The sequence below is a fragment of the Allokutzneria oryzae genome (assembly GCF_042429765.1).
GTDB lineage: Bacteria > Actinomycetota > Actinomycetes > Mycobacteriales > Pseudonocardiaceae > Allokutzneria > Allokutzneria oryzae.
Genome location: NZ_JBHLZU010000009.1, coordinates 256487 through 278977, shown reverse-complemented (window position 1 = coordinate 278977; position 22491 = coordinate 256487). Strand labels below are relative to the sequence as shown.

Genomic DNA, 22491 nt, shown 5'->3' with positions numbered 1-22491 from the left:
GGGGATCTCATGTCTTCAGCTGAGAACAACAAGCTCCGCGATTACCTGACGCGCGTCACGGGTGAGCTGCACACCGCGCGTCTGCGGTTGCGCGAGGCCGAGGAGAAGGACTTCGAGCCCATCGCCGTCGTCGGCATGAGCTGCCGCTTCCCCGGGGCGTCCTCGCCGGAGGAGTTCTGGCGGATGATCGCCGACGGCGTCGACGGCGTGTCCGGGTTCCCCACCGATCGCGGCTGGGACGTCGACGGGTTGTTCAACCCCGACCCCGACCACCTCGGTACCTCGTACGTGCGCGAGGGCGGGTTCCTGACCTCGGCGGGCGAGTTCGACGCCGAGCTGTTCGGGATCTCCCCGCGCGAGGCACTGGCCATGGACCCGCAGCAGCGGCTGCTGCTGGAGACCGCGTGGGAGGCATTCGAGCGCGCGGGCATCGACCCGACCTCCCTCAAGGGCAGCAAGACCGGGGTGTTCGCGGGCACCAACGGCCAGGACTACGGCCGCACGATCACCGAGCCCATGGAGGGCATCGAGGGCTACCTCGGCACCGGCATCTCCGGTTCTGTCCTCTCCGGCCGACTGTCCTATGTGTTCGGTCTTGAAGGCCCCGCCGTCACCATCGACACCGCGTGCTCGTCCTCGCTCGTGGCGATGCACCTCGCCGTGCAGGCGCTGCGCTCCGGTGAGTGCGGCCTCGCCCTCGCCGGTGGTGTGAGCGTCATGTCCGGCCCGGACGCGTTCGTGGAGTTCTCCCGCCAGCGCGGCCTCGCCCGCGACGGCCGGGTCAAGGCGTTCTCCGCCTCCTCCGACGGCACCGGCTGGGGTGAGGGCGCCGGCCTGCTGTTGCTGGAGAAGCTCTCCGACGCCCGCAAGAACGGTCATCCGGTGCTCGCCATCGTGCGCGGCACCGCGGTCAACCAGGACGGCGCGTCCAACGGCCTGACCGCCCCGAACGGCCCGTCGCAGCAGCGGGTCATCCGTCAGGCGCTCGCCAACGCGCGGCTGTCCACAAAGGACATCGACGCCGTTGACGCGCACGGGACCGGCACCACGCTCGGCGACCCGATCGAGGCGCAGGCGCTGCTGGCCACCTACGGCCAGGGCCGCGCGGAGGGCCTGCCGCTGTGGCTTGGCTCGGTGAAGTCCAACATCGGCCACACCCAGGCCGCCGCGGGTGCCGCCAGCGTGATCAAGATGATCATGGCGATCCAGCACGGGGTGCTGCCGAAGAGCCTGCACATCGACGCGCCGACCCCGCACGTGGACTGGTCCGCCGGTGCCGTGGAGCTGCTGGCCTCGGCACGGGACTGGCCCGAGGTGGACCGTCCGCGCCGCGCGGGTGTCTCGTCCTTCGGCATCTCCGGCACCAACTCGCACGTGATCATCGAGCAGGCTCCGGCCTTTGACGAGGCCGAGGAGCCCGCCGAGCCGACCGCCTCACTGCTCGGCGCGCACGTGCCGTGGGTGCTCTCCGGCAAGACCTCCGAGGCGCTCCAGGCACAGGCCGGGCGTCTTCTGTCCGTTGTGGACGGTGCTGAGCCGGTCGATCTCGGGCGTGCGCTTGCGACGACCCGCGCGAAGCTGGACCACCGCGCCGTGGTCTTCGGTGTCGAGCCGCTGCGGGCCCTCGCCGCCGGTGACCCGGCTCCGGGCCTGGTGTCCGGCCAGGCCACCGGCGGTCAGCTGGCCGTGCTGTTCACCGGTCAGGGCTCGCAGCGCCTGGCCATGGGGCGCGAGCTGTACGCCGAGTTCCCGGTGTTCGCCGCCGCGTTCGACGAGGTGCTCGCGCACCTGCCCGGTGTTCGTGAGGTGATCTTCGGTGACGATGCGGAGGCGTTGAACCAGACCGGGAACGCGCAGCCCGCGTTGTTCGCGATCGAGGTCGCGCTGTACCGGCTCGTCGAGTCGCTTGGCGTGAAGCCGGACTTCCTGGCCGGGCACTCCATCGGTGAGCTGGCCGCCGCACACGTCGCCGGTGTGTGGTCGCTGGAGGACGCTGCCCGCGTGGTGTCCGCCCGTGGTCGGCTGATGCAGGCGCTTCCCAGTGGTGGAGCCATGATCGCGCTCCAGGCCACCGAGGACGAGGTGCGCCCGCGCCTGGTCGAAGGCGTGGACATCGCCGCCATCAACGGGCCGCGCTCCGTGGTCATCTCCGGTGACGAGACCGCCGCGCTCGCGGTCGCCGAGCACTTCAAGGCCGAGGGCCGCAAGACCAAGCAGCTTTCCGTCTCGCACGCGTTCCACTCCTCGTTGATGGACGGCATGCTCGCCGAGTTCGGTGCGGTCGTCGGCTCCGTCACCGCCTCCGCGCCGACCACCCAGATCGTCTCCACCCTGACCGGTCGCCCCGTCACCACCGAAGAACTGTCCTCTGTGGACTACTGGGTGCGGCACGTCCGGGAGTCGGTGCGCTTCGCCGACGCCGTCGCGACCCTGGAGGCCGCGGGCGTCACCAAGTTCCTGGAGCTGGGCCCGGACGGCGTGCTCTCCGCCGCCGGTGCGGACTGCGTCACCGAGCAGGCCCTGTTCGTCTCCGCGCTGCGCAAGGACCGCGACGAGCAGCAGACCTTCGTCACCGCGCTGGCCGAGCTGCACGTCAACGGCGGGAACGTGGACTGGGCCTCGGCTTTCGAGGGCCCGGCCCGGCACGTCGACCTGCCGACCTACGCCTTCCAGCGCCGCCACTACTGGCTGCCGATGCAGCGCGCCACCGGCGACGCCTCCGGGCTGGGCCTCGGCTCCCTGGACCACCCGCTGCTCGGCGCCTCTGTGTCCTTGGCCGACGCCGATGGGTTCCTGTTCACCGGGCGGCTCTCCGTCTCCAGCCACTCCTGGTTGGCCGACCACGTCGTCATGGGCGCGGTCGTGGTGCCCGGCACCGGACTGGTCGAGCTGGCCGTGCGCGCCGCCGACGAGGTCGGCTGCGGTGTGCTCGACGAGCTGACCTTGCAGGCCCCGCTGGTGCTGCCCGAGGACGGCGGCGTCCAGGTCCAGCTGGCCGTCGCGGCTCCCGACGAGTCCGGCCGCCGCGCGCTGACCCTGCACTCCCGCCGCCACGACGCGCCGCTGGACGGCGCGTGGACGCTGCACGCCATCGGTTCCGTCGCCCCCGCGGCCGCTCCCGCCGACTTCGACCTCACCGAGTGGCCGCCCGCCGGGGTCACCGCCGCCACCACCGAGACCCTGTACGAGGACTTCGACGCCACCGGCCTCAGCTACGGCCCGGCGTTCCGCGGCCTGACCGCCGCCTGGACCCGGGGCGAGGAGATCTTCGCCGAGGTCGAGCTGCCCGAGGCGGTCCAGGGCGAGGCCACCAAGTTCGGCCTGCACCCGGCGCTGCTGGACGCCGCGCTGCACTCGCTGGTCGTCGGCGAGGCGGCCGAGGAGAGCGCCCAGGCCCGGCTGCCCTTCGCGTGGAGCGGTGTCTCGCTGCACGCCTCCGGCGCGTCCGCGCTGCGCGTGCACGTGAAGATCACCGGCAAGGACGTCGTCTCCCTGCGGGTCGCCGACGCCACCGGCGCTCCGGTCGCCACCGTGGACTCCCTCGCGCTGCGGGCGGTCTCCGCCGAGCAGATCCAGGCCGCCGGTGCCGGTGACCAGGACTCGCTCTACCGCGTCGACTGGACGCTGCTTCCGGTGTCCGAGGGCACCGCGCCGGACTACGTCGTGCACCGGGTGGTCGGGGGAGAAGGCGACGTGGTCAGCGCCACGCACGCCGCGACCCACGACGTTCTGCGAGTTCTCCAGGACTTCCTCGCCGACGAGGCGAACGAGGACACCAAGCTCGTCATCCACACCACCGGCGCGGTCGCGCTGGAGTCCGATGTGGACGTCGCCGACCTGCCCGCCTCCGCCGTGTGGGGCCTGGTCCGGGTCGCGCAGGCGGAGAACCCCGACCGCATCGTCCTCGCCGACGCCGCCGACGACTCGTTGTTCGCGGCGGCCATCGCCACCGGCGAGGCGCAGTTCGCGGTGCGTGGCAACGAGGTCTTCGTGCCGCGCCTGGCGACCACCGCCTCCAGCGGTGTGCTGCTCCCGGCCAAGGACGCGAAGGCGTGGCGCCTCGGCATGTCCGGCAAGGGCACCCTGGACCACCTCGTCCTGGAGTCGGTCCCCAGCATGCTGGAGCCGCTCGCGCCGACCCACGTGCGCATCGGGGTCCGCGCCGCGGGCCTGAACTTCCGCGACGTGCTCAACGTGCTCGGCATGTACCCGGGCGATGCGGGCCTGATCGGCAACGAGGCCGCCGGTGTCGTGCTCGAAGTCGGCTCCGAGGTCACCGACCTCAAGCCGGGCGATGAGGTCATGGGCCTGGTGTTCGGTGGCATCGGCCCGATCGCGGTCACCGACCGCCCCATGCTGACCCGTGTCCCTCGGGGCTGGTCCTTCGAGGAAGCCGCGTCCGTCCCGCTGGTCTTCCTCACCGCCTACTACGGTCTGCGTGACCTGGGCGGGTTGCAGGCGGGGGAGTCGGTGCTGATCCACGCCGCCGCCGGTGGTGTTGGCATGGCCGCCACGCAGATCGCCAAGCACCTGGGCGCGGAGGTCTACGGCACCGCCAGCACGGGCAAGTGGGACACGCTGCGCGCTGCCGGGATCGCCGATGACCACATCGCGTCCTCACGCACCACGGACTTCGAGCAGGAGTTCCTGTCCGTTTCGGACGGTCGTGGTGTCGACGTGGTGCTCGACGCGCTCGCCGGCGAGTTCGTGGACGCCTCGCTGCGGTTGATGCCGCGCGGCGGCCGGTTCCTGGAGATGGGCAAGACCGACATCCGCGAACAGTCCGATGTGGACAAGCAGTACCCCGGTGTGCGGTACCAGGCTTTCGACCTCATCGAGGCCGAGGCGTCGCGCATCGCGTCGATGTGGGCCGAGCTGATCGAGCTGTTCGACGCGGGTGTGCTGAAGCCGCTGCCGATCAAGACCTGGGACGTGCGTCGCGCCCCTGACGCGTTCCGTTTCATCAGCCAGGCCAAGCACATCGGCAAGGTCGTTCTGACTGTTGACAAGCCGGTCGACACCGAGGGCACGGTCCTGGTCACCGGTGGCACCGGCGGCCTCGGCGCGCTCTTCGCCAAGCACCTGGTCACCGGCTACGGCGTCCGGAGCCTGGTGCTGACGAGCCGTCGTGGTGCGGACGCGCCGGGGGCCGCCGAGCTGGTGTCGGAGCTGTCGGAGCTGGGCGCCTCGGCGAGCGTCGTGGCCTGCGACGTCGCCGACCGCGACGCGCTTTCGGCTCTGTTGAGCGGGATCGACAACCTCACCGGCGTGGTCCACACCGCTGGTGTGCTGGACGATGGCGTGATCACCGCGCTCACCCCGGAGCGGGTCGACACGGTGTTCGCCCCGAAGGTCGACGCCGCGTGGCACCTGCACGAGCTGACCAAGGACCTCGACCTCTCGCTGTTCGTGCTGTTCTCCTCGGCGGCGGGCCTGCTCGGCAACCCCGGTCAGGGCAACTACACCGCGGCCAACGCGTTCCTGGACGCGCTCGCCCAGCACCGCCGCGCGAACGGCCTCGCCGGCCAGTCGCTGGCGTGGGGCCTGTGGGTCGGCGGCATGGCGGGCACCCTCTCCGAGGCCGAGCTGGCGCGGATGAAGGGCTCCGGCACCGGCGCGCTCACCCACGAGGAGGGCGTCGCACTCTTCGACGCCGCGCGCGCCGCCGGTGACGCCGTCGCCGCGCCCATGAAGCTCGACCTCCCGGAGCTGGAGGCCTACGCCCGCACCGCCGCTCTGCCGCCGCTGCTGCGCGGCCTGGTGCGCGCCACCCGCCGCGCCGCGCGCTCCGCCGAGGCGCAGGGCTCGTCGCTGGCGAAGCGCCTGGCCGGGCTGACCGAGGCCGAGCAAGACCGGATGCTGCTGGACCTGGTCCGCACGCAGGTCGCGCTGGTGCTGGGCCACGTCACGCCGGAGACCGTCGAGCCGGGCCGCGGCTTCCTGGAGATCGGCTTCGACTCGCTGACCGCCGTGGAGCTGCGCAACCGCCTCGGCACCGCGACGGGTCTGCGCCTGCCGTCCACGCTGATCTTCGACTACCCGACGCCGGTCGCGCTGACCGGATACGTGCGCTCGGAGCTGATCGGCTCCGCCGGACTGTCCACTGTGGCCAAGGCGACCACGTCGGTCACCGACGAGCCGATCGCGATCGTCGCGACCGCGCTGCGCTACCCGGGCGGCCTGAACACGCCCGAGGACCTGTGGCGCCTCGTCACCGGCGGCGAGCACGCGATCACCGACTTCCCGACCGACCGCGGCTGGGACCTGGACAGCCTGTTCCACCCGGACCCGACCCGGCAGGGCACCTCCTACGCCAAGGTCGGCGGCTTCCTGCACGACGCCGCCGAGTTCGACCCGGAGTTCTTCGGGATCAGCCCGCGCGAGGCCATGGCCATGGACCCGCAGCAGCGACTGATGCTGGAGGTCTCGTGGGAGGCCATGGAGCGCGCCGGGATCGACCCGGCGACGCTCAAGGGCTCCGCCACCGGTGTCTTCGCCGGTGTGATCTACAACGACTACGCGTCCCGGCTGACCTCGGTGCCCGAGGAGATCGAGGGCTTCCTCGGCACCGGCGCGTCGATGAGCATCCTCTCCGGCCGCGTCGCCTACACCTTCGGCTTCGAGGGCCCCGCGATCTCCATCGACACCGCGTGCTCGTCGTCGCTGGTCGCGATGCACCTCGCGGCGCAGGCACTGCGCAGCGGTGAGTGCGACCTCGCGCTCGCCGGTGGTGTCACCGTCATGTCGGTGCCGGACCCGTTCATCGACTTCAGCAAGCAGAACGGCCTGGCGCCCAACGGGCACTGCAAGTCCTTCTCCTCCGACGCCGACGGCACCGCGTGGTCCGAGGGCGCGGGTCTGGTCATGCTGGAGCGGTTGTCCGACGCTCAGCGCAACGGCCGCCAGATCCTGGCCGTGCTGCGCAGCTCCGCGATCAACCAGGACGGCGCGTCCAGCGGTCTCACCGCGCCGAACGGCCCGTCGCAGCAGCGCGTCATCCGGCAGGCGCTCGCCAACGCCGGACTGTCCTCTTCGGACGTCGACGCCGTCGAGGCGCACGGAACCGGCACGAAGCTCGGCGACCCGATCGAGGCTCAGGCCCTGATCGCGACCTACGGCCAGGACCGGCCGGAGGACCGCCCGCTGTGGCTCGGCTCGATCAAGTCCAACCTCGGCCACACGCAGGGCGCCGCCGGTGCCATCAGCGTGATCAAGATGGTCGAGGCGATCCGGCGCGGGGTGCTGCCGAAGAGCATCAACATCGACGCGCCAACGACCCAGGTCGACTGGTCCGACGGCGCGGTCTCGCTGCTCACCGAGCACGTGAAGTGGCCGGAGGTGGACCGCCCGCGCCGCGCCGGTGTGTCGTCGTTCGGCATGAGCGGCACCAACGCGCACGTGATCATCGAGCAGGCGCCGGCCGTCGTCGAGGAGGCGACGGAACGTTCCGCTCCTCCGGTGCTGCCGTGGGTGCTCTCCGCCCGCACCGCCGAGGCCGTCCCCGCGCAGGCCGCGAAGCTCCGCGACCACCTCGCGGGCCGCGACCTCGACTCCCTCGACGTCGCGTTCTCACTGGCCACCACGCGCGCCAGGCACGACCACCGCGCCGCGGTCGTCGGCGCGGACCGGGACGAGCTGATCGCGGCGCTGACCGCGCTGGCCGACGGTGAGACGCCGACCAGCGTCGTCCGGGGCCGTGCGGGCAGCGGCCCGGTCGCGTTCCTGTTCACCGGCCAGGGTTCGCAGCGCCTCGGCATGGGGCGCGCGCTCTACTCCGAGTTCCCGGTGTTCGCGGCGGCCCTTGATGAGGTTCTCGCGCACCTTCCCGGTGCCCGCGACGTGATCTTCGGCGACGATGCCGACGCGGTGAACCAGACCGGAAACGCGCAGCCCGCGCTTTTCGCGCTGGAGGTCGCGCTGTACCGCCTGGTCGAGTCCTGGGGTGTCACGCCGGACTACCTCGTCGGCCACTCCATCGGCGAGCTGGCCGCCGCGCACGTCGCGGGCGTCTGGTCCCTGGAGGACGCGGCGCGTCTTGTCGCCGCCCGTGGTCGCTTGATGCAGGCTTTGCCCAGTGGCGGAGCCATGATCGCGCTCCAGGTGACCGAGGACGAGGTCACCCCGCACCTCAACGACAAGGTCGGCATCGCCGCCGTCAACGGCCCGCAAGCGGTCGTGATCTCCGGTGACGAGAAGGCCGCGAAGAAGATCGCCGAGGTCTTCGAGGAGCAGGGCCGCAAGGTCAAGCAGCTGACCGTCTCGCACGCGTTCCACTCGGTGCTGATGGACGGGATGCTCGACGAGTTCCGCGCGGTGGCGGAGTCGATCACCTACTCGGCACCGACGATTCCGTTGGTGTCCAACGTCAGCGGCTCGATCGCGTCGCTGGACCAGGTCCTGGTGCCGGAGTACTGGGTCCGCCACGTCCGCGACGCCGTGCGCTTCGCCGACGGCATCGCCGCGCTGGAGGACGCGGGCGTCCGCCGCTACGTGGAGCTCGGCCCCGATGGCGTGCTCTCCGCGATGGGTGCCAACTGCGTCACCACCGACGCGGTGTTCATCCCGGTGCTGCGCAAGGACCGCGACGAGGCGACCACCGCCACCGCCGCGCTCGCCGCGCTCGACGCCAACGGGATCTCCGTTGACTGGCAGGCGATCTACGCGGGCACCGGTGCGCGTCGGGTCGACCTGCCGACCTACGCCTTCCAACACAAGCGCTACTGGGTCGACTCGCCCGCGGGTCGTGGCGACGCCACCGGTCTCGGACTCGGCGCGGCGGAGCACCCGCTGCTCGGCGCGCTCGTCACGCTGCCCGACACCGACGGCCTCGTGCTGACCGGTCGCCTGTCGCTCGACTCGCACCGCTGGCTGGCCGACCACACCGTGATGGGCTCGGTCCTGTTGCCCGGCACCGCTTTCGTCGAGCTCGCCGTGCGCGCCGGTGACGAGCTGGGCCTCGGCTCCGTGCAGGACCTCACGTTGCAGGCCCCGCTCGTGCTGCCGGAGAACGGCGGCGTGCAGCTGCGCCTCACGGTGGGGGAGAGCGACGGTTCTCAGAACCGCACCGTCTCGATCTACTCCCGCCTCCAGGACGCCCCGGCCGACGAGCCGTGGACGTTGCACGCCACCGGTCTGCTCTCCGCCGCGAGCGCCGCGCCGACCTTCGACCTGTCGGAGTGGCCGCCCGCCGGAGTCACCGCCATCGACACCAGTGGCTTCTACACCGATGCCGCACAGGCTGGCCTCACCTACGGCCCGGTGTTCCAGGGCTTGGGTTCGGCGTGGACGTTGCCGATGCTCGACCCCGCAAGCGGGTCTTCGGTCGGCGAGGAGATCTTCGCCGAGGTCGCTCTGCCGGAGGGTGTTTCCGCTGAGGGCTTCGGGCTGCACCCGGCGCTGCTGGACGCGGCGCTGCACGCGGTCGGTCTCGACGGTCAGGCCCAGGCACGGCTGCCCTTCGCGTGGAACGGTGTCTCGTTGCACGCCGAGGGTGCGACATCGCTGCGCGTGCGGGTCACGCCGGTCGGCTCCGGCGTTCGGCTCCAGCTCGCCGACGGCACCGGTGCGCCGGTCGCCTCGGTGGACTCCCTCGCCCTGCGGGCGGTTTCGGCCGACCAGTTCCAGACCAACACCGGGCGCGACGCCTTCTACGCGCTGACCTGGACCACGGTCACCGCCTCCGGCGACGAACCGTGGACCTACCTCGCCGACGTGGCCGACGAGGTGCCCGCCACGGTGGTGTTCCCGGCCACCGACGTGCACGAAGTCCTCACCGTCGCGCAGCAGTGGCTGGCCGCCGACCACTCCGCGACGCTGGTCGTGCTGACCGACGGAGCCGTTGCCGCACAAGGCGATGACGTCACTGACCTGGACGCGGCGACGGTGTGGGGCCTGATCCGCTCCGCGCAGTCGGAGAACCCGGGCCGCTTCGTCCTCGTCGACGGCCCGGCGTCCGCGATCGGTGCCGCCGTGGCTTCCGGTGAGCCGCAGATCGCGGTCCGCGACGGGGCCCTGCTGGCCCCGCGCCTGGTCCGCGCCACCACGCCGGAGAACACCGACTGGACCGTCTCCGGCACCGCCCTGGTCACCGGCGCGACCGGTGGTCTCGGTGCCCTGGTGGCCAAGCACCTCGTCACCGAGCACGGCGCGCGGGACCTGGTGCTCACCAGCCGCCGCGGTGCGGACGCGCCGGGAGCCGCCGAGCTGGTCGCGTCGCTCACCGAACTGGGCGCCACCGTCACGGTCGCCGCATGCGACGTGGCCGACCGTGACGCGCTTTCGGCTCTGTTGAGCGAGATCCCGAACCTGACCGCCGTGGTGCACGCCGCCGGTGTGCTCGACGACGGCGTGCTCACCGCGCTCACCCCGGAGCGACTGGACACCGTGCTGCGGCCGAAGGTCGACGCCGCGCGGAACCTGCACGAGCTGACCGAGAACCTGGAGCAGTTCATCCTGTTCTCGTCGGTCTCCGGTGTCCTGGGCGGCCCCGGCCAGGGCAACTACGCCGCGGCCAACGCCTACCTCGACGCCCTCGCCGCGCACCGCGTCCAGCAGGGCCTCCCGGCGACGTCCGTCGCCTACGGCCTGTGGACCAGCGGCATGGCGGGCGAGCTCGGCAACGACGAGCTGGACCGCCTGGCCCGCACGGGTTACGGCGCGCTGGAGCCCGCCGAGGGCCTCGCGCTGCTGGACGCCGCGTGTGCGAGTGGGGCTGCCCTGAGCGTCCCGGTGAAGCTCAACCTGCCGGTGCTCCAGGCGCAGGCCAGGACCGGAGCGGTGCCGCACGTGCTGCGCTCCCTGGTTCGCGTGTCGAACCGCCGCGCCGCGCAGGCCCCGGAGGCGACCGGCCTGCGGCAGCGCCTCGCCGGGCTGCCCGACGCCGAGCAGGAGCGGGTGATCGTCGAGCTGATCCGCACCCAGGCCGCGATGATCCTCGGCCACGACCCGGCCGCGATCGAGGCGGAGCGCGCCTTCGGCGACGTCGGCTTCGACTCGCTGACCGCCGTGGAGCTGCGCAACCGCGTCGGCGGCGCGACGGGGCTGCCGCTGCCGGCCACGCTGATCTTCGACTACCCGACGCCGCTGGACCTTGCCAGGCACGTCCGCGCCGAGCTGCTCGGCGAGCTGACCGAGGTCACCGCGACCGTCGCCGTCGGCTCCGACGAGCCGATCGCGATCGTCGGCATGGGCTGCCGCTACCCGGGCGGGGTCACCACGCCGGAGGAGCTGTGGCAGCTCGTCGCCTCCGGCACCGACGGCGTCACCGAGTTCCCGACCGACCGGGGCTGGGACCTGGAGAACCTGTACCACCCCGACCCCGACCACCAGGGCACGTCCTACACCCGTGAGGGCGGCTTCCTGCACGACGCGGCGGAGTTCGACCCGGAGTTCTTCGGGATCTCCCCGCGCGAAGCGCTGGCCATGGACCCGCAGCAGCGGCTGCTGCTGGAGGTCTCGTGGGAGGCCATGGAGCGCGCGGGCGTCGACCCGGCCACGCTCAAGGGCACGGCCACCGGTGTGTTCGCCGGTGTCATGTACTACGACTACGGTTCGCGACTGACCTCGGTCCCGGACGGCGTCGAGGGCTTCCTCGGCACCGGTACCTCCGGCAGCATCCTGTCCGGTCGCGTCGCCTACACCTTCGGCTTCGAAGGACCGGCGGTCTCCGTTGACACCGCGTGCTCCTCGTCGCTGGTCGCGTTGCACTGGGCCGCCCAGGCGCTGCGATCCGGTGAGTGCACGATGGCGCTGGCCGGTGGTGTGACCGTCATGTCCACTCCGGACACGTTCATCGGCTTCTCCCGTCAGCGCGGTCTCGCCGCGGACGGCCGCTGCAAGTCCTTCGGGGCGGGCGCGGACGGCACCGGCTGGGCCGAGGGCGCGGGCATGCTCGTGCTGGAGAAGCTCTCCGACGCCCGGAAGAACGGTCACCCGGTCCTCGCGGTGATCAAGGGCTCCGCGCTCAACCAGGACGGCGCGTCCAACGGCCTGACCGCCCCGAACGGCCCCTCGCAGCAGCGGGTGATCCGCCAGGCGCTGGCCAACGCGAAGATCACCGCCGCCGACGTGGACCTGGTCGAGGCGCACGGCACCGGAACGGTGCTCGGCGACCCGATCGAGGCCCAGGCCGTGCTCTCCACCTACGGCCAGGAGCGGCCGGAGGGTCAGCCGCTGTGGATGGGCTCCATCAAGTCCAACATCGGCCACACCCAGGCCGCCGCCGGTGTCGGCGGAGTGATCAAGGTGATCAAGGCCATCGAGCACGGCGTGCTGCCGAAGTCCCTGCACCTCGACCAGCCCTCACCGCACGTGGACTGGTCCTCCGGTGACGTCGCGCTGCTCACCGAGTCCCGCGAGTGGCCGGAGGTGGCCCGCCCGCGCCGCGCGGCGGTGTCGTCCTTCGGCATCTCCGGCACCAATGCGCACGTGATCATCGAGGAGCCGCCCGCCGTCACCGTGCCGTCCACTGTGGACAGCGCGGACGACGTGACGCTCGTCCTCTCCGGCCGGACCGCCGACGCGGTGCGCGGCCAGGCGGCGAAGCTGAAGTCCTTTGTGGACGCCAACCCGGACGTCCCGCTCTCGGACATCGCGTTCTCGCTGGTCACCACGAAGGCGCACCACGACCACCGCGCCGCCGTCATCGGCACCGGTCGCGACGAGCTGCTGGCCGGACTGACCGCTCTCGCCGAGGGCGAGGCCGCCGCGAACATCGTCCGCGGCACGGCGTCCAGCGGTCGCCTGGCGGTGCTGTTCACCGGCCAGGGTTCGCAGCGCCTGGCCATGGGCCGCGAGCTGTACGACGCGTTCCCGGTGTTCGCCGCCGCGTTCGACGAGGTGCTCGCGCACCTGCCCGGCGTTCGTGAGGTGATCTTCGGTGACGACGCGGACGCGCTGAACCAGACCGGCAATGCGCAGCCCGCGCTGTTCGCCATCGAGGTCGCGCTCTACCGGCTCGCCGAGTCGGTGGGCATCCGGCCTGACTTCGTCGCAGGGCACTCCATCGGCGAGTTGGCCGCCGCGCACGTCGCCGGCGTGTTCTCCCTGGAGGACGCTGCCCGCCTGGTGTCCGCCCGTGGTCGGCTTATGCAGGCGCTTCCCACCGGCGGGGCCATGATCTCGCTCCAGGCCACCGAGGAGGAGGTGCTGCCGCACCTGAACGCCAAGGTCGGCATCGCCGCCATCAACGGGCCGAACGCCGTGGTGGTCTCCGGTGACGAGAAGGCCGCGAAGAAGATCGCCAAGGCGTTCGACAAGCAGGGCCGCAAGACCAAGCAGCTCTCCGTCTCGCACGCGTTCCACTCGGTGCTGATGGACGGGATGCTGGAGGAGTTCCGCGCGGTCGCGGAGTCGATCGCCTACGAGGCGCCGGGCATCCCCGTGGTGTCGAACGTGACCGGAACCCTGGCCACGGTCGAGGAGGTGACGAGCCCGGAGTACTGGGTGCGCCACGTCCGCGACGCCGTCCGGTTCGCCGACGGCATCGGCTGGCTGGCCGCCGAGGGCGTGACCCGGTTCCTGGAGCTGGGGCCGGACGGCACCCTCTCCGCGATGGGCGCGAACTGCCTGGCGGAGCAGGACGCTGGATCGACGCTCGACCCCGCAAGCGGGTCTTCGGTGTTCGTCCCGGCGCTGCGCAAGGACCGCGCCGAGCCGGTGTCGTTCACAACCGCCGTCGCCGAGCTGCACAACCGGGGCGTCCGGATCGACTGGACCGCGCTGCTCTCCGGCACGCGGGTCAACCTGCCGACCTACGCCTTCCAGCACCAGCACTTCTGGCTGACCTCCGGCACCGATGTCGCCGACGTGGCCTCCGCCGGCCTGGAGTCGCCGGACCACCCGCTGCTGGGCGCTGGGGTCTCTCTCGCCGACGGGGACGGGTTCCTGTTCACCGGGCGCATCTCCCTCGGCTCGCACCCGTGGCTCGCCGAGCACTCGGTCATGGGCACCGTGCTGGTGCCGGGGGCGGCGCTGGTCGAGCTCGCCGTGCGCGCCGGTGACGAGGCGGGCTGCGGCGTCCTGGAGGAGCTGACCCTCCAGGCACCGCTCGTGCTGCCGGAGGCCGGACCGGTGCTGCTCCAGGTCGCGGTGGGCGCGCTCGACGCCTCTGACCGCCGCTCGATCGCGATCTTCTCGCGTCAGGGCGACGCGCCCTGGACGGCGCACGCGGTCGGTGTGCTGGCCCCGGCCGGCCCCGCGCCGTCGTTCAGCCTGGCGCAGTGGCCGCCCGCCGAGGCGACCCCGGTGGACCTCACCGACGCCTACGCGAACCTGGCTGCCGGTGGTCTGGAGTACGGGCCGCTGTTCCAGGGCCTGAAGTCCGCGTGGACCTCTGGCCAGGACGTCTACGCCGAGGTCGCGCTGCCCGAGGGAACCGACGTCGACCGGTTCGGCGTCCACCCCGCGCTGCTCGACGCCGTGCTGCACGCGATCGGCTTCGCCGAGACCGGCCGCGAGGCGTCCGGGGCGATGCTGCCGTTCGCGTGGAGCGGTGTCTCGCTGCACGCGACCGGTGCCGCGACTGTCCGGGTGCACATCAGCCCCGCCGGTGCGGAGGGCTTCCGGCTGGAGATCGCCGATGGTGCCGGTGCGCCGGTCGCCGAGGTCGAGTCCCTCGTCCTGCGTGCGGTCTCCGAGGACCAGCTCAAGGCGTCCGGACCGTCCGAACAGGACTGGATGTTCCGGGTCAACTGGACCCCGGTCTCCGCTGGCGAGCCCGTGGAATGGGTTGCCTACGAGGACATCCCGGCAGACGGACCGGTTCCGTCCACTGTGGTCTACGACGTCGCGCCGAGCACCGGTGACGTCGCCGCCGACACGCACGCCGTCTCGCACCAGGTGCTGGACGTGGTGCAGCGGTGGCTGTCCGCCGACCACGACTCCACCCTGGTCGTCCGCACCAGGGGAGCGGTCGCGGTCGAGTCCGATGTGGACATCACCGATCTGGCCGGGTCCGCCGTCTGGGGCCTCGTCCGCTCGGCGCAGTCGGAGAACCCGGACCGCTTCGTGCTGGTCGATGCCCACGACGACGAGTCGATCGGCGCGGCCGTCGCCTCCGGTGAGCCGCAGGTCGCGGTCCGCGACGGCGAGCTGTTCGCGATCCGCTTGGCCACCATGGCCTCCGGCGGCTCGCTGCGGCCCCCGGTCGGCGAGCCCGCGTGGCGCGTGGACGTGCACACCAAGGGCACGCTCGACAACCTCACGATGCTGCCCGCCCCGGAGATGCTGCGCCCGCTCGCGGGCGACGAGGTCCGCATCGGGGTGCGCGCCGCCGGCATGAACTTCCGCGACGCGCTGAACGTGCTCGGCATGATGGGCGAGGCCGGCATGCCCGGCTACGAGGCGGCCGGTGTCGTCCTCGAAGTCGGCGCGGACGTGACCGACCTGGCCGTCGGCGAGCCCGTCATGGGCATGCTGGACGGCGGTTTCGGCCCCGTCACGGTCACCGAGCGGGCCAACCTGGCGCGCATCCCCTCGGGCTGGACCTTCGAGGAAGCGGCCTCGGTGCCGCTGGTGTTCCTCACCGCCTACTACGCGCTGCACGACCTGGCGGGCCTGACGTCCGGCGAGAAGGTCCTCATCCACGCCGCCGCCGGTGGTGTGGGCATGGCGGCCACCCAGATCGCCAAGCACTTCGGCGCGGAGGTCTTCGGCACGGCGAGCACGGGCAAGCAGCACGTGCTGCGGGACAACGGGATCGAGCACATCGCGTCGTCGCGGACCCTGGACTTCGAGCAGGAGTTCCTCGCCGCGACCGGCGGAGCCGGCGTCGACGTCGTGCTCGACGCGCTGGCCGGTGACTTCGTGGACGCCTCGCTGAGGTTGCTGCCGCGCGGCGGCCGGTTCGTGGAGATGGGCAAGACCGACGTCCGCGACAGCGCCGAGGTCGCCGAGAAGCACGCGGGCGTGCGCTACACCGCCTTCGAGGTCTTCGAGGCCGGTCCGCGGCGCATCGCGGGCATGTGGGCGGAGCTGCTGGAGCTGTTCGAGCAGGGCGTGCTCAAGCCGCTGCCGATCCGCACCTGGGACATCCGCGAGGCTCCCAAGGCGTTCCGGTTCATCAGCCAGGCCAAGCACATCGGCAAGATCGTGCTCACCGTGCCGCGCGAGCTGGACCCGCAGGGCACCGTGCTCGTCACCGGTGGCACCGGTGGGCTCGGCAAGCTCGTCGCGAAGCGCCTGATCACCGAGCACGGCGTGCGGAACCTGGTGCTGACCAGCCGTCGCGGTGCCGCCGCGGCCGGGGCCGACGAGCTACGCACCGAACTGGAGGAGCTGGGCGCGGCGGTGGAGATCGCCGCGTGCGACGCCGCCGACCGGGACTCGCTTTCGGCTCTGTTGAGCGGGATCGAGAACCTGACCGGTGTCGTGCACTCCGCAGGTGTCCTGGATGACGGCCTGGTCACCGCGCTCACCCCGGAGCGGGTGGACAAGGTGTTCGGCCCGAAGGTCGACGCCGCGTGGAACCTGCACGAGCTGACGCAGGACCGCGACCTGGCGATGTTCGTGGTGTTCTCGTCGGTCTCCGGTGTCCTCGGTGGTGCCGGGCAGGCGAACTACGCCGCCGCCAACACCTTCCTGGACTCGCTCGCGCTGCACCGCCGCGCCAAGGGTCTCGTCGCCACGTCGGTCGCCTACGGCCTGTGGGCGGACGGCATGGGCGGCGAGGACGAGGCCGCGCGCATGGGCCGCGACGGCTTCGGCGCGCTGGTTCCCGACGAGGGCTTGGCGTTGTTCGACCTCGCTGTCGCCTTCGGCGAGGCCGTCGCGGTGCCGGTCAAGGTCGACCTGTCGGTGTTGCAGGCCAACGCGAAGACCCAGCCGATGCCGCACGTGCTGCGCGGCCTGGTCCGGGTCTCCGCGCGGCGCGCGGCGCAGGCCGCCGACACCGCGGGCCTGCGGCAGCGCCTCGCCGCGCTGCCGGTCGCCGAGCAGCAGCGGACGCTGGTGGAGATGGTGCGCGGCCAGGCCGCGATGATCCTGGGCCACGCGGGCTCCGAGGTGGTCGAGCCGGGCCGGGCGTTCAGCGACCTGGGCTTCGACTCGCTGACCGCGGTGGAGCTGCGCAACTCCCTCGGCACCGCCACGGGTCTGCGGCTGCCCGCGACGGTGACCTTCGACTACCCGACCCCGCAGGCGCTCGCCGACTACATCCGGTCGGAGCTGCTGGGCGCGGAGGCCGATGTCGCCGTGGTCGAGGCCATCTCGTCCACTGTGGACGAGCCGATCGCCGTCGTCGCGATGGGCTGCCGCTTCCCCGGTGGCGTGCGCACTCCTGAGCAGTTCTGGGAGCTGCTGACGAGCGGGCACGACGCCATGTCGCAGTTCCCGACCAACCGCGGCTGGGACGTCAACGGCCTCTACCACCCCGACCCCGACCACCAGGGCACCACGTACTCCACCGAAGGCGGCTTCCTGCACGACGCGGCCGACTTCGACCCGGAGTTCTTCGGCATCAGCCCGCGCGAGGCACTGGCGATCGACCCGCAGCAGCGCCTGCTGCTGGAGGTCTCCTGGGAGGCGCTGGAGCGGGCCGGGATCGCCCCGGCCTCGCTCAAGGGTTCGGCGACCGGTGTCTTCGCCGGTGTCATGTACAACGACTACGCCGGGCGGATGAACCAGATCCCGGACGGGTTCGAGGGTTTCCTCGGCACCGGCAGCCTCGGCTCCGTCGCCTCCGGCCGGGTGTCCTACACCTTCGGCTTCGAGGGTCCGGCGGTCTCCGTGGACACCGCGTGCTCCTCGTCGCTGGTCGCGGTGCACCTGGCGATGCAGGCGCTGCGCAACGGCGAGTGCGGTCTCGCGCTGGCCGGTGGCGTCACGGTGATGTCCACGCCGTCGTCGTTCATCGAGTTCTCCCGCCAGCGCGGCCTGGCCTCCGACGGCCGGTGCAAGGCCTTCGCCAACGCCGCCGACGGTGTCGCCTGGTCCGAGGGCGCGGGCATGGTGCTGCTGGAGAGGCTCTCCGACGCCGAGCGCAACGGCCACCCGGTGCTCGCGGTGCTGCGGGGCTCGGCGGTCAACCAGGACGGCGCGTCCAACGGACTGTCCGCCCCGAACGGCCCGTCACAGCAGCGGGTGATCCGCCAGGCGCTGGCCAACGCACGTCTGTCCACATCGGATGTCGACGCGGTGGAGGCGCACGGAACCGGCACCCGGCTCGGTGACCCGATCGAGGCGCAGGCCCTGATCAACACCTACGGCCAGGACCGGCAGGAGGACCGGCCGCTGCGCATCGGCTCGGTGAAGTCGCACATCGGCCACACCCAGGCCGCCGCGGGTGTCGCGGCAGTGATCAAAATGGTGAAGGCGCTGGAGCACGGCGTGCTGCCGCAGAGCCTGCACATCGACGCCCCGTCACCGCACGTGGACTGGTCCGAGGGTGCGGTCGAGCTGCTGTCGGAGCCCGTGCAGTGGACCTCCGACGGTGACCGCCCGCGCCGCGCGGGCATCTCCTCCTTCGGCATCTCCGGCACCAACGCGCACGTGATCATCGAACAGGCTCCCGCGGCGAAGCCGGTGCGCGGCAAGGAGATCGGCGTCGCCCCCGCGGTGCTGCCGTGGGCGCTGTCCGGCCGCTCCGCCGACGCGGTCCGCGAGCAGGCCGAACGCCTCCTGTCCGTTGTGGACGGTGACAACGACCTCGACGTCGCGTACTCGCTGGTCACCACCAGGGCGCGGCTGGAGAACCGCGCCGCGGTGGTCGGCGCTGACCACGAGGAGCTCGTCGCGGGTCTGACCGCGCTGGCCAACGGCGAGTCCGCGCCGAACGTGGTGCGCGGCTCCGCCGGGACAGGTGGTCTGGCGGTGCTGTTCACCGGCCAGGGTTCGCAGCGCCTGGGCATGGGCAGCGGTCTCTACGACGCCTTCCCGGTCTTCGCCACCGCGTTCGACGAGGTGTGCGAGTACCTGCCCGGCATCCGCGAGGTGATCTTCGGTGACCACGCGGAAGCGCTGAACCAGACCGGCAACGCGCAGCCCGCGCTGTTCGCGCTGGAGGTCGCGCTCTACCGCCTGGTCGAGTCGTGGGGGGTGCGCCCGGACTTCCTGGCCGGGCACTCCATCGGCGAGATCGCGGCGGCCCACGTCGCCGGGGTGCTCTCGCTGGAGGACGCCGCGCGCCTGGTCTCCGCCCGTGGCCGGCTGATGCAGGCCCTGCCCGCCGGTGGAGCCATGATCGCGGTCCAGGCCACCGAGGACGAGGTCATCCCGCACCTCGACGACGAGGTCGGCATCGCGGCGATCAACGGTCCAACGGCCATCGTGATCTCCGGTGCCGCCGAGGCGGCCGCGAGGATCGCGGAGCACTTCGCGGGCGAGGGCCGCAAGACCAAGCGGCTCAGCGTCTCGCACGCGTTCCACTCGGTGCTGATGGACGGCATGCTCGACGAGTTCCGGACGGTCGCGGAGTCGATCACCTACGCCGCACCGAGCATCCAGCTTGTGTCCACTGTGTCCGGTGCGCTCGCCGAGGACGGCCAGTTCACCACCGCCGAGTACTGGGTCAACCACGTGCGTGACGCGGTGCGCTTCGCTGACGGTGTGTCCGCGCTGGAGAACGCCGGTGTGACGCGGTTCCTGGAGCTGGGCCCGGACGGCGTCCTCTCCGCGATGGGCGCGGACTCGGCGAGCGGGTCCTCGGTCTTCGTCTCGGCCGTCCGCAAGGACCGCGACGAGGCCAAGACCGCCGTCACCGCCTTGGCGCAGCTCGACGCGCTCGGCGTCGCGGTGGACTGGGAGTCCTTCTACGGCGGCTCCGGTTCGCGGGTGGACCTGCCGACCTACGCCTTCCAGCGCAAGACCTACTGGCTGGAGTCGAAGGACGGCATCGCCGACGCCGCCGACCTCGGCCTGGTCTCCGCCGAGCACCCGCTCCTGGGCGCGGCGGTCGCGCTGGCCGAGGGCGACGGCGCGGTGCTCACCGGCCGGATCTCCCTCGGCACGCACGCCTGGCTGGCCGACCACGCGATCATGGGTCAGGTCCTGGTGCCCGGCACCGCGTTGCTGGACCTGGCGATCCGGGCCGCCGACGAGGTCGGGTGCGCGGCGGTCGACGAGCTGATGCTCCAGGCCCCGCTGGTGCTGCCCGCCTCCGGCGCGGTCGCGATCCAGGTGACCGTTGGCGAGCTGAACGGCGAGCACCGCGCGCTGTCGATCCACTCGCGGCAGAACGAGGGCGACTGGACGCTGCACGCGACAGGTTCCCTCGCCGTGCGGGGCACGACCACCGCGTTCACCCTGGCGCAGTGGCCCCCGGCCGGAGCGACGGCGATCGACCTCGACGGCGCTTACGAGGGCCTGGCCGAGTCGGGCATGCAGTACGGCCCGCTGTTCCAGGGCCTCAAGGCCGCGTGGTCCCGCGACGGCGAGATCTTCGCCGAGGTCGCGCTGCCCGGCACCGACGTGAAGGGCTTCGGCCTGCACCCGGCGCTGCTCGACTCCGCCTTGCACGCCATCGGTTTCAGCGGTGGCTCCACCAATGCGCGACTGCCCTTCGCGTGGAGCGGTGTCTCGCTGCACGCCACCGGGGCGACCTCGCTGCGCGTGCGGATCGCGCCGACCGGCGGCGACTCGGTCTCCCTGGAGATCGGCGACGGCGTCGGCACCCCGGTCGCGTCCGTGGAGTCCCTGGCGCTGCGGGAGGTCACGGCGGCCCAGCTCGCGGCGGGCAACCGGGACTCGTTGTTCCAGCTCGCCTGGAAGCCGGTCACCTCGGCCACCGAGGCACTGTGGGTGTCCTATGAGGACCTCGACGACGAGGGCGAAGTCCCGCCGGTCGTGGTGCTCTCGCTGGACGGCAAGGGCGAGGACGTCGTCGGCAAGGCGCACTCCGTCACCCACCGGGCGTTGGAGATCGCGCAGAAGTGGATCGCGACGGACAACGACTCGATCCTGGTGGTTCGCACTGTCGGGGCCACGACGAACGACGACGTCGCCGCGGCGACCGCTCTCGGCCTGCTCCGCTCCGCGCAGATGGAGAGCCAGGACCGCATCGTGCTGGTGGACACCGACACCGACGCCGATGACCTCATCGGCGCGGCGGTCGGCACCGGCGAGCCCCAGGTGGCGGTGCGCGACGGCAAGCTCTACGCGCCGCGCCTGGCCAAGGCCGGTGCGCCCGCCGAGGACAGCGCCGGGTGGAACACCGAAGGCGCGGTCCTGGTCACCGGCGGCACCGGTGGCCTCGGCAGCCAGCTGGCCAAGCACCTGGTGACCGTCCAGGGCGTCCGAGACCTGGTGCTCACCAGCCGCCGTGGCGAGGCCGCTCCCGGTGCCCCGGAACTGAGGGCGGAGCTGGAGGAACTGGGCGCCCGCGTCACCATCGCGGCGTGCGACGCGGCGGACGGGGAGGCGCTCTCGGCTCTGTTGAGCGAGATCCCGAACCTGACCGGAGTGGTCCACACCGCGGGTGTGCTCGACGACGGCGCGATCGGCTCGCTCACCCCGGAGCGGGTGGACTCCGTCTTCGCGCCGAAGGTCCGCGCGGCGTGGAACCTGCACGAGCTGACCAAGGACCTGCCGCTGACCCACTTCGTGCTCTTCTCCAGCTTCGCCGGGATCATCGGCGGGCCGGGCCAGGGCAACTACGCGGCGGCCAACTCGTTCCTCGACGCACTGGCGACCAAGCGGCGCGCGGACGGCCTCCCGGCCACCTCGCTCGCGTGGGGCCTGTGGGCCGAGGGCATGGGCGGCGCGAACGAGGCCGCCAGGATGGGCCGGGACGGGTTCGGCGCGATCGGCGTCGCGGAGGGCATGGGTCTGTTCGACTCCGCCGTCCAGCTCGGCGAGGCCGTCGCGGTGCCGGTGAAGCTCGACCTCGCGGTGCTCGGCTCCTCGGGCATGGTGCCGCCGCTGCTGCGGGACCTCGTGCGGGCGCCGGGCCGCCGCGTCGCGCAGGCCGCGGCGGAAGGCCAGGCCGACGCTCTCAAGCAGCGCCTGGCCGGGCTGTCCGAGGCGGAGGCGTCGCAGGTGCTCATCGACCTGGTGCGCGCGCAGGTGGCGATGGTGCTCGGCCACTCCTCGGCCGAGGAGATCGAGCCGGGCCGGGCGTTCAGCGACCTCGGCTTCGACTCGCTCACCGCGGTGGAGCTGCGCAACTCCCTCGGCGCGGCAACGGGTCTGCGGCTGCCGACGACCCTGGTCTTCGACTACCCGGCACCCGACGCGCTGGCGAAGTACCTCCAGGCCGAGGTGGTCCCGGCCGCTCCCGCCGGAGCCCCGGTGGTCACCGAGATCGCCAAGCTGGAGGCGGTGCTCGCCGCGACCGATCCCACCTCGACCGGTTCCGACGAGGTCGAGAGCCGCCTGCGGGCGCTGGTCTCGCTGTGGGACGAGCGCAGGCGGGCGGCGGCCGGTGCCCCGGACTCCGACGACAACGCCGACCTGGACTCGGTCACCAGCATGGACGACATCTTCCAACTTCTCGACGACGAGCTCGGCGCATCCTGAACCCCCTGGGGTGTAAGGGATTCGACTTCAGGAGGGTTTAGC

1 protein-coding gene is annotated in these 22491 nt (G+C 72.1%); it reads left to right on the top strand.

The genetic code is table 11. From position 1 onward, the window contains the following. The first annotated feature begins 9 nt into the window (after positions 1–9). The gene (locus tag ACFFQA_RS10850) at positions 10–22449 is read left to right on the top strand and encodes an SDR family NAD(P)-dependent oxidoreductase (RefSeq protein ID WP_377851628.1); all 22440 of its coding nucleotides are present in this window, start codon (positions 10–12) and stop codon (positions 22447–22449) included. Positions 22450–22491: the final 42 nt, after the last annotated feature.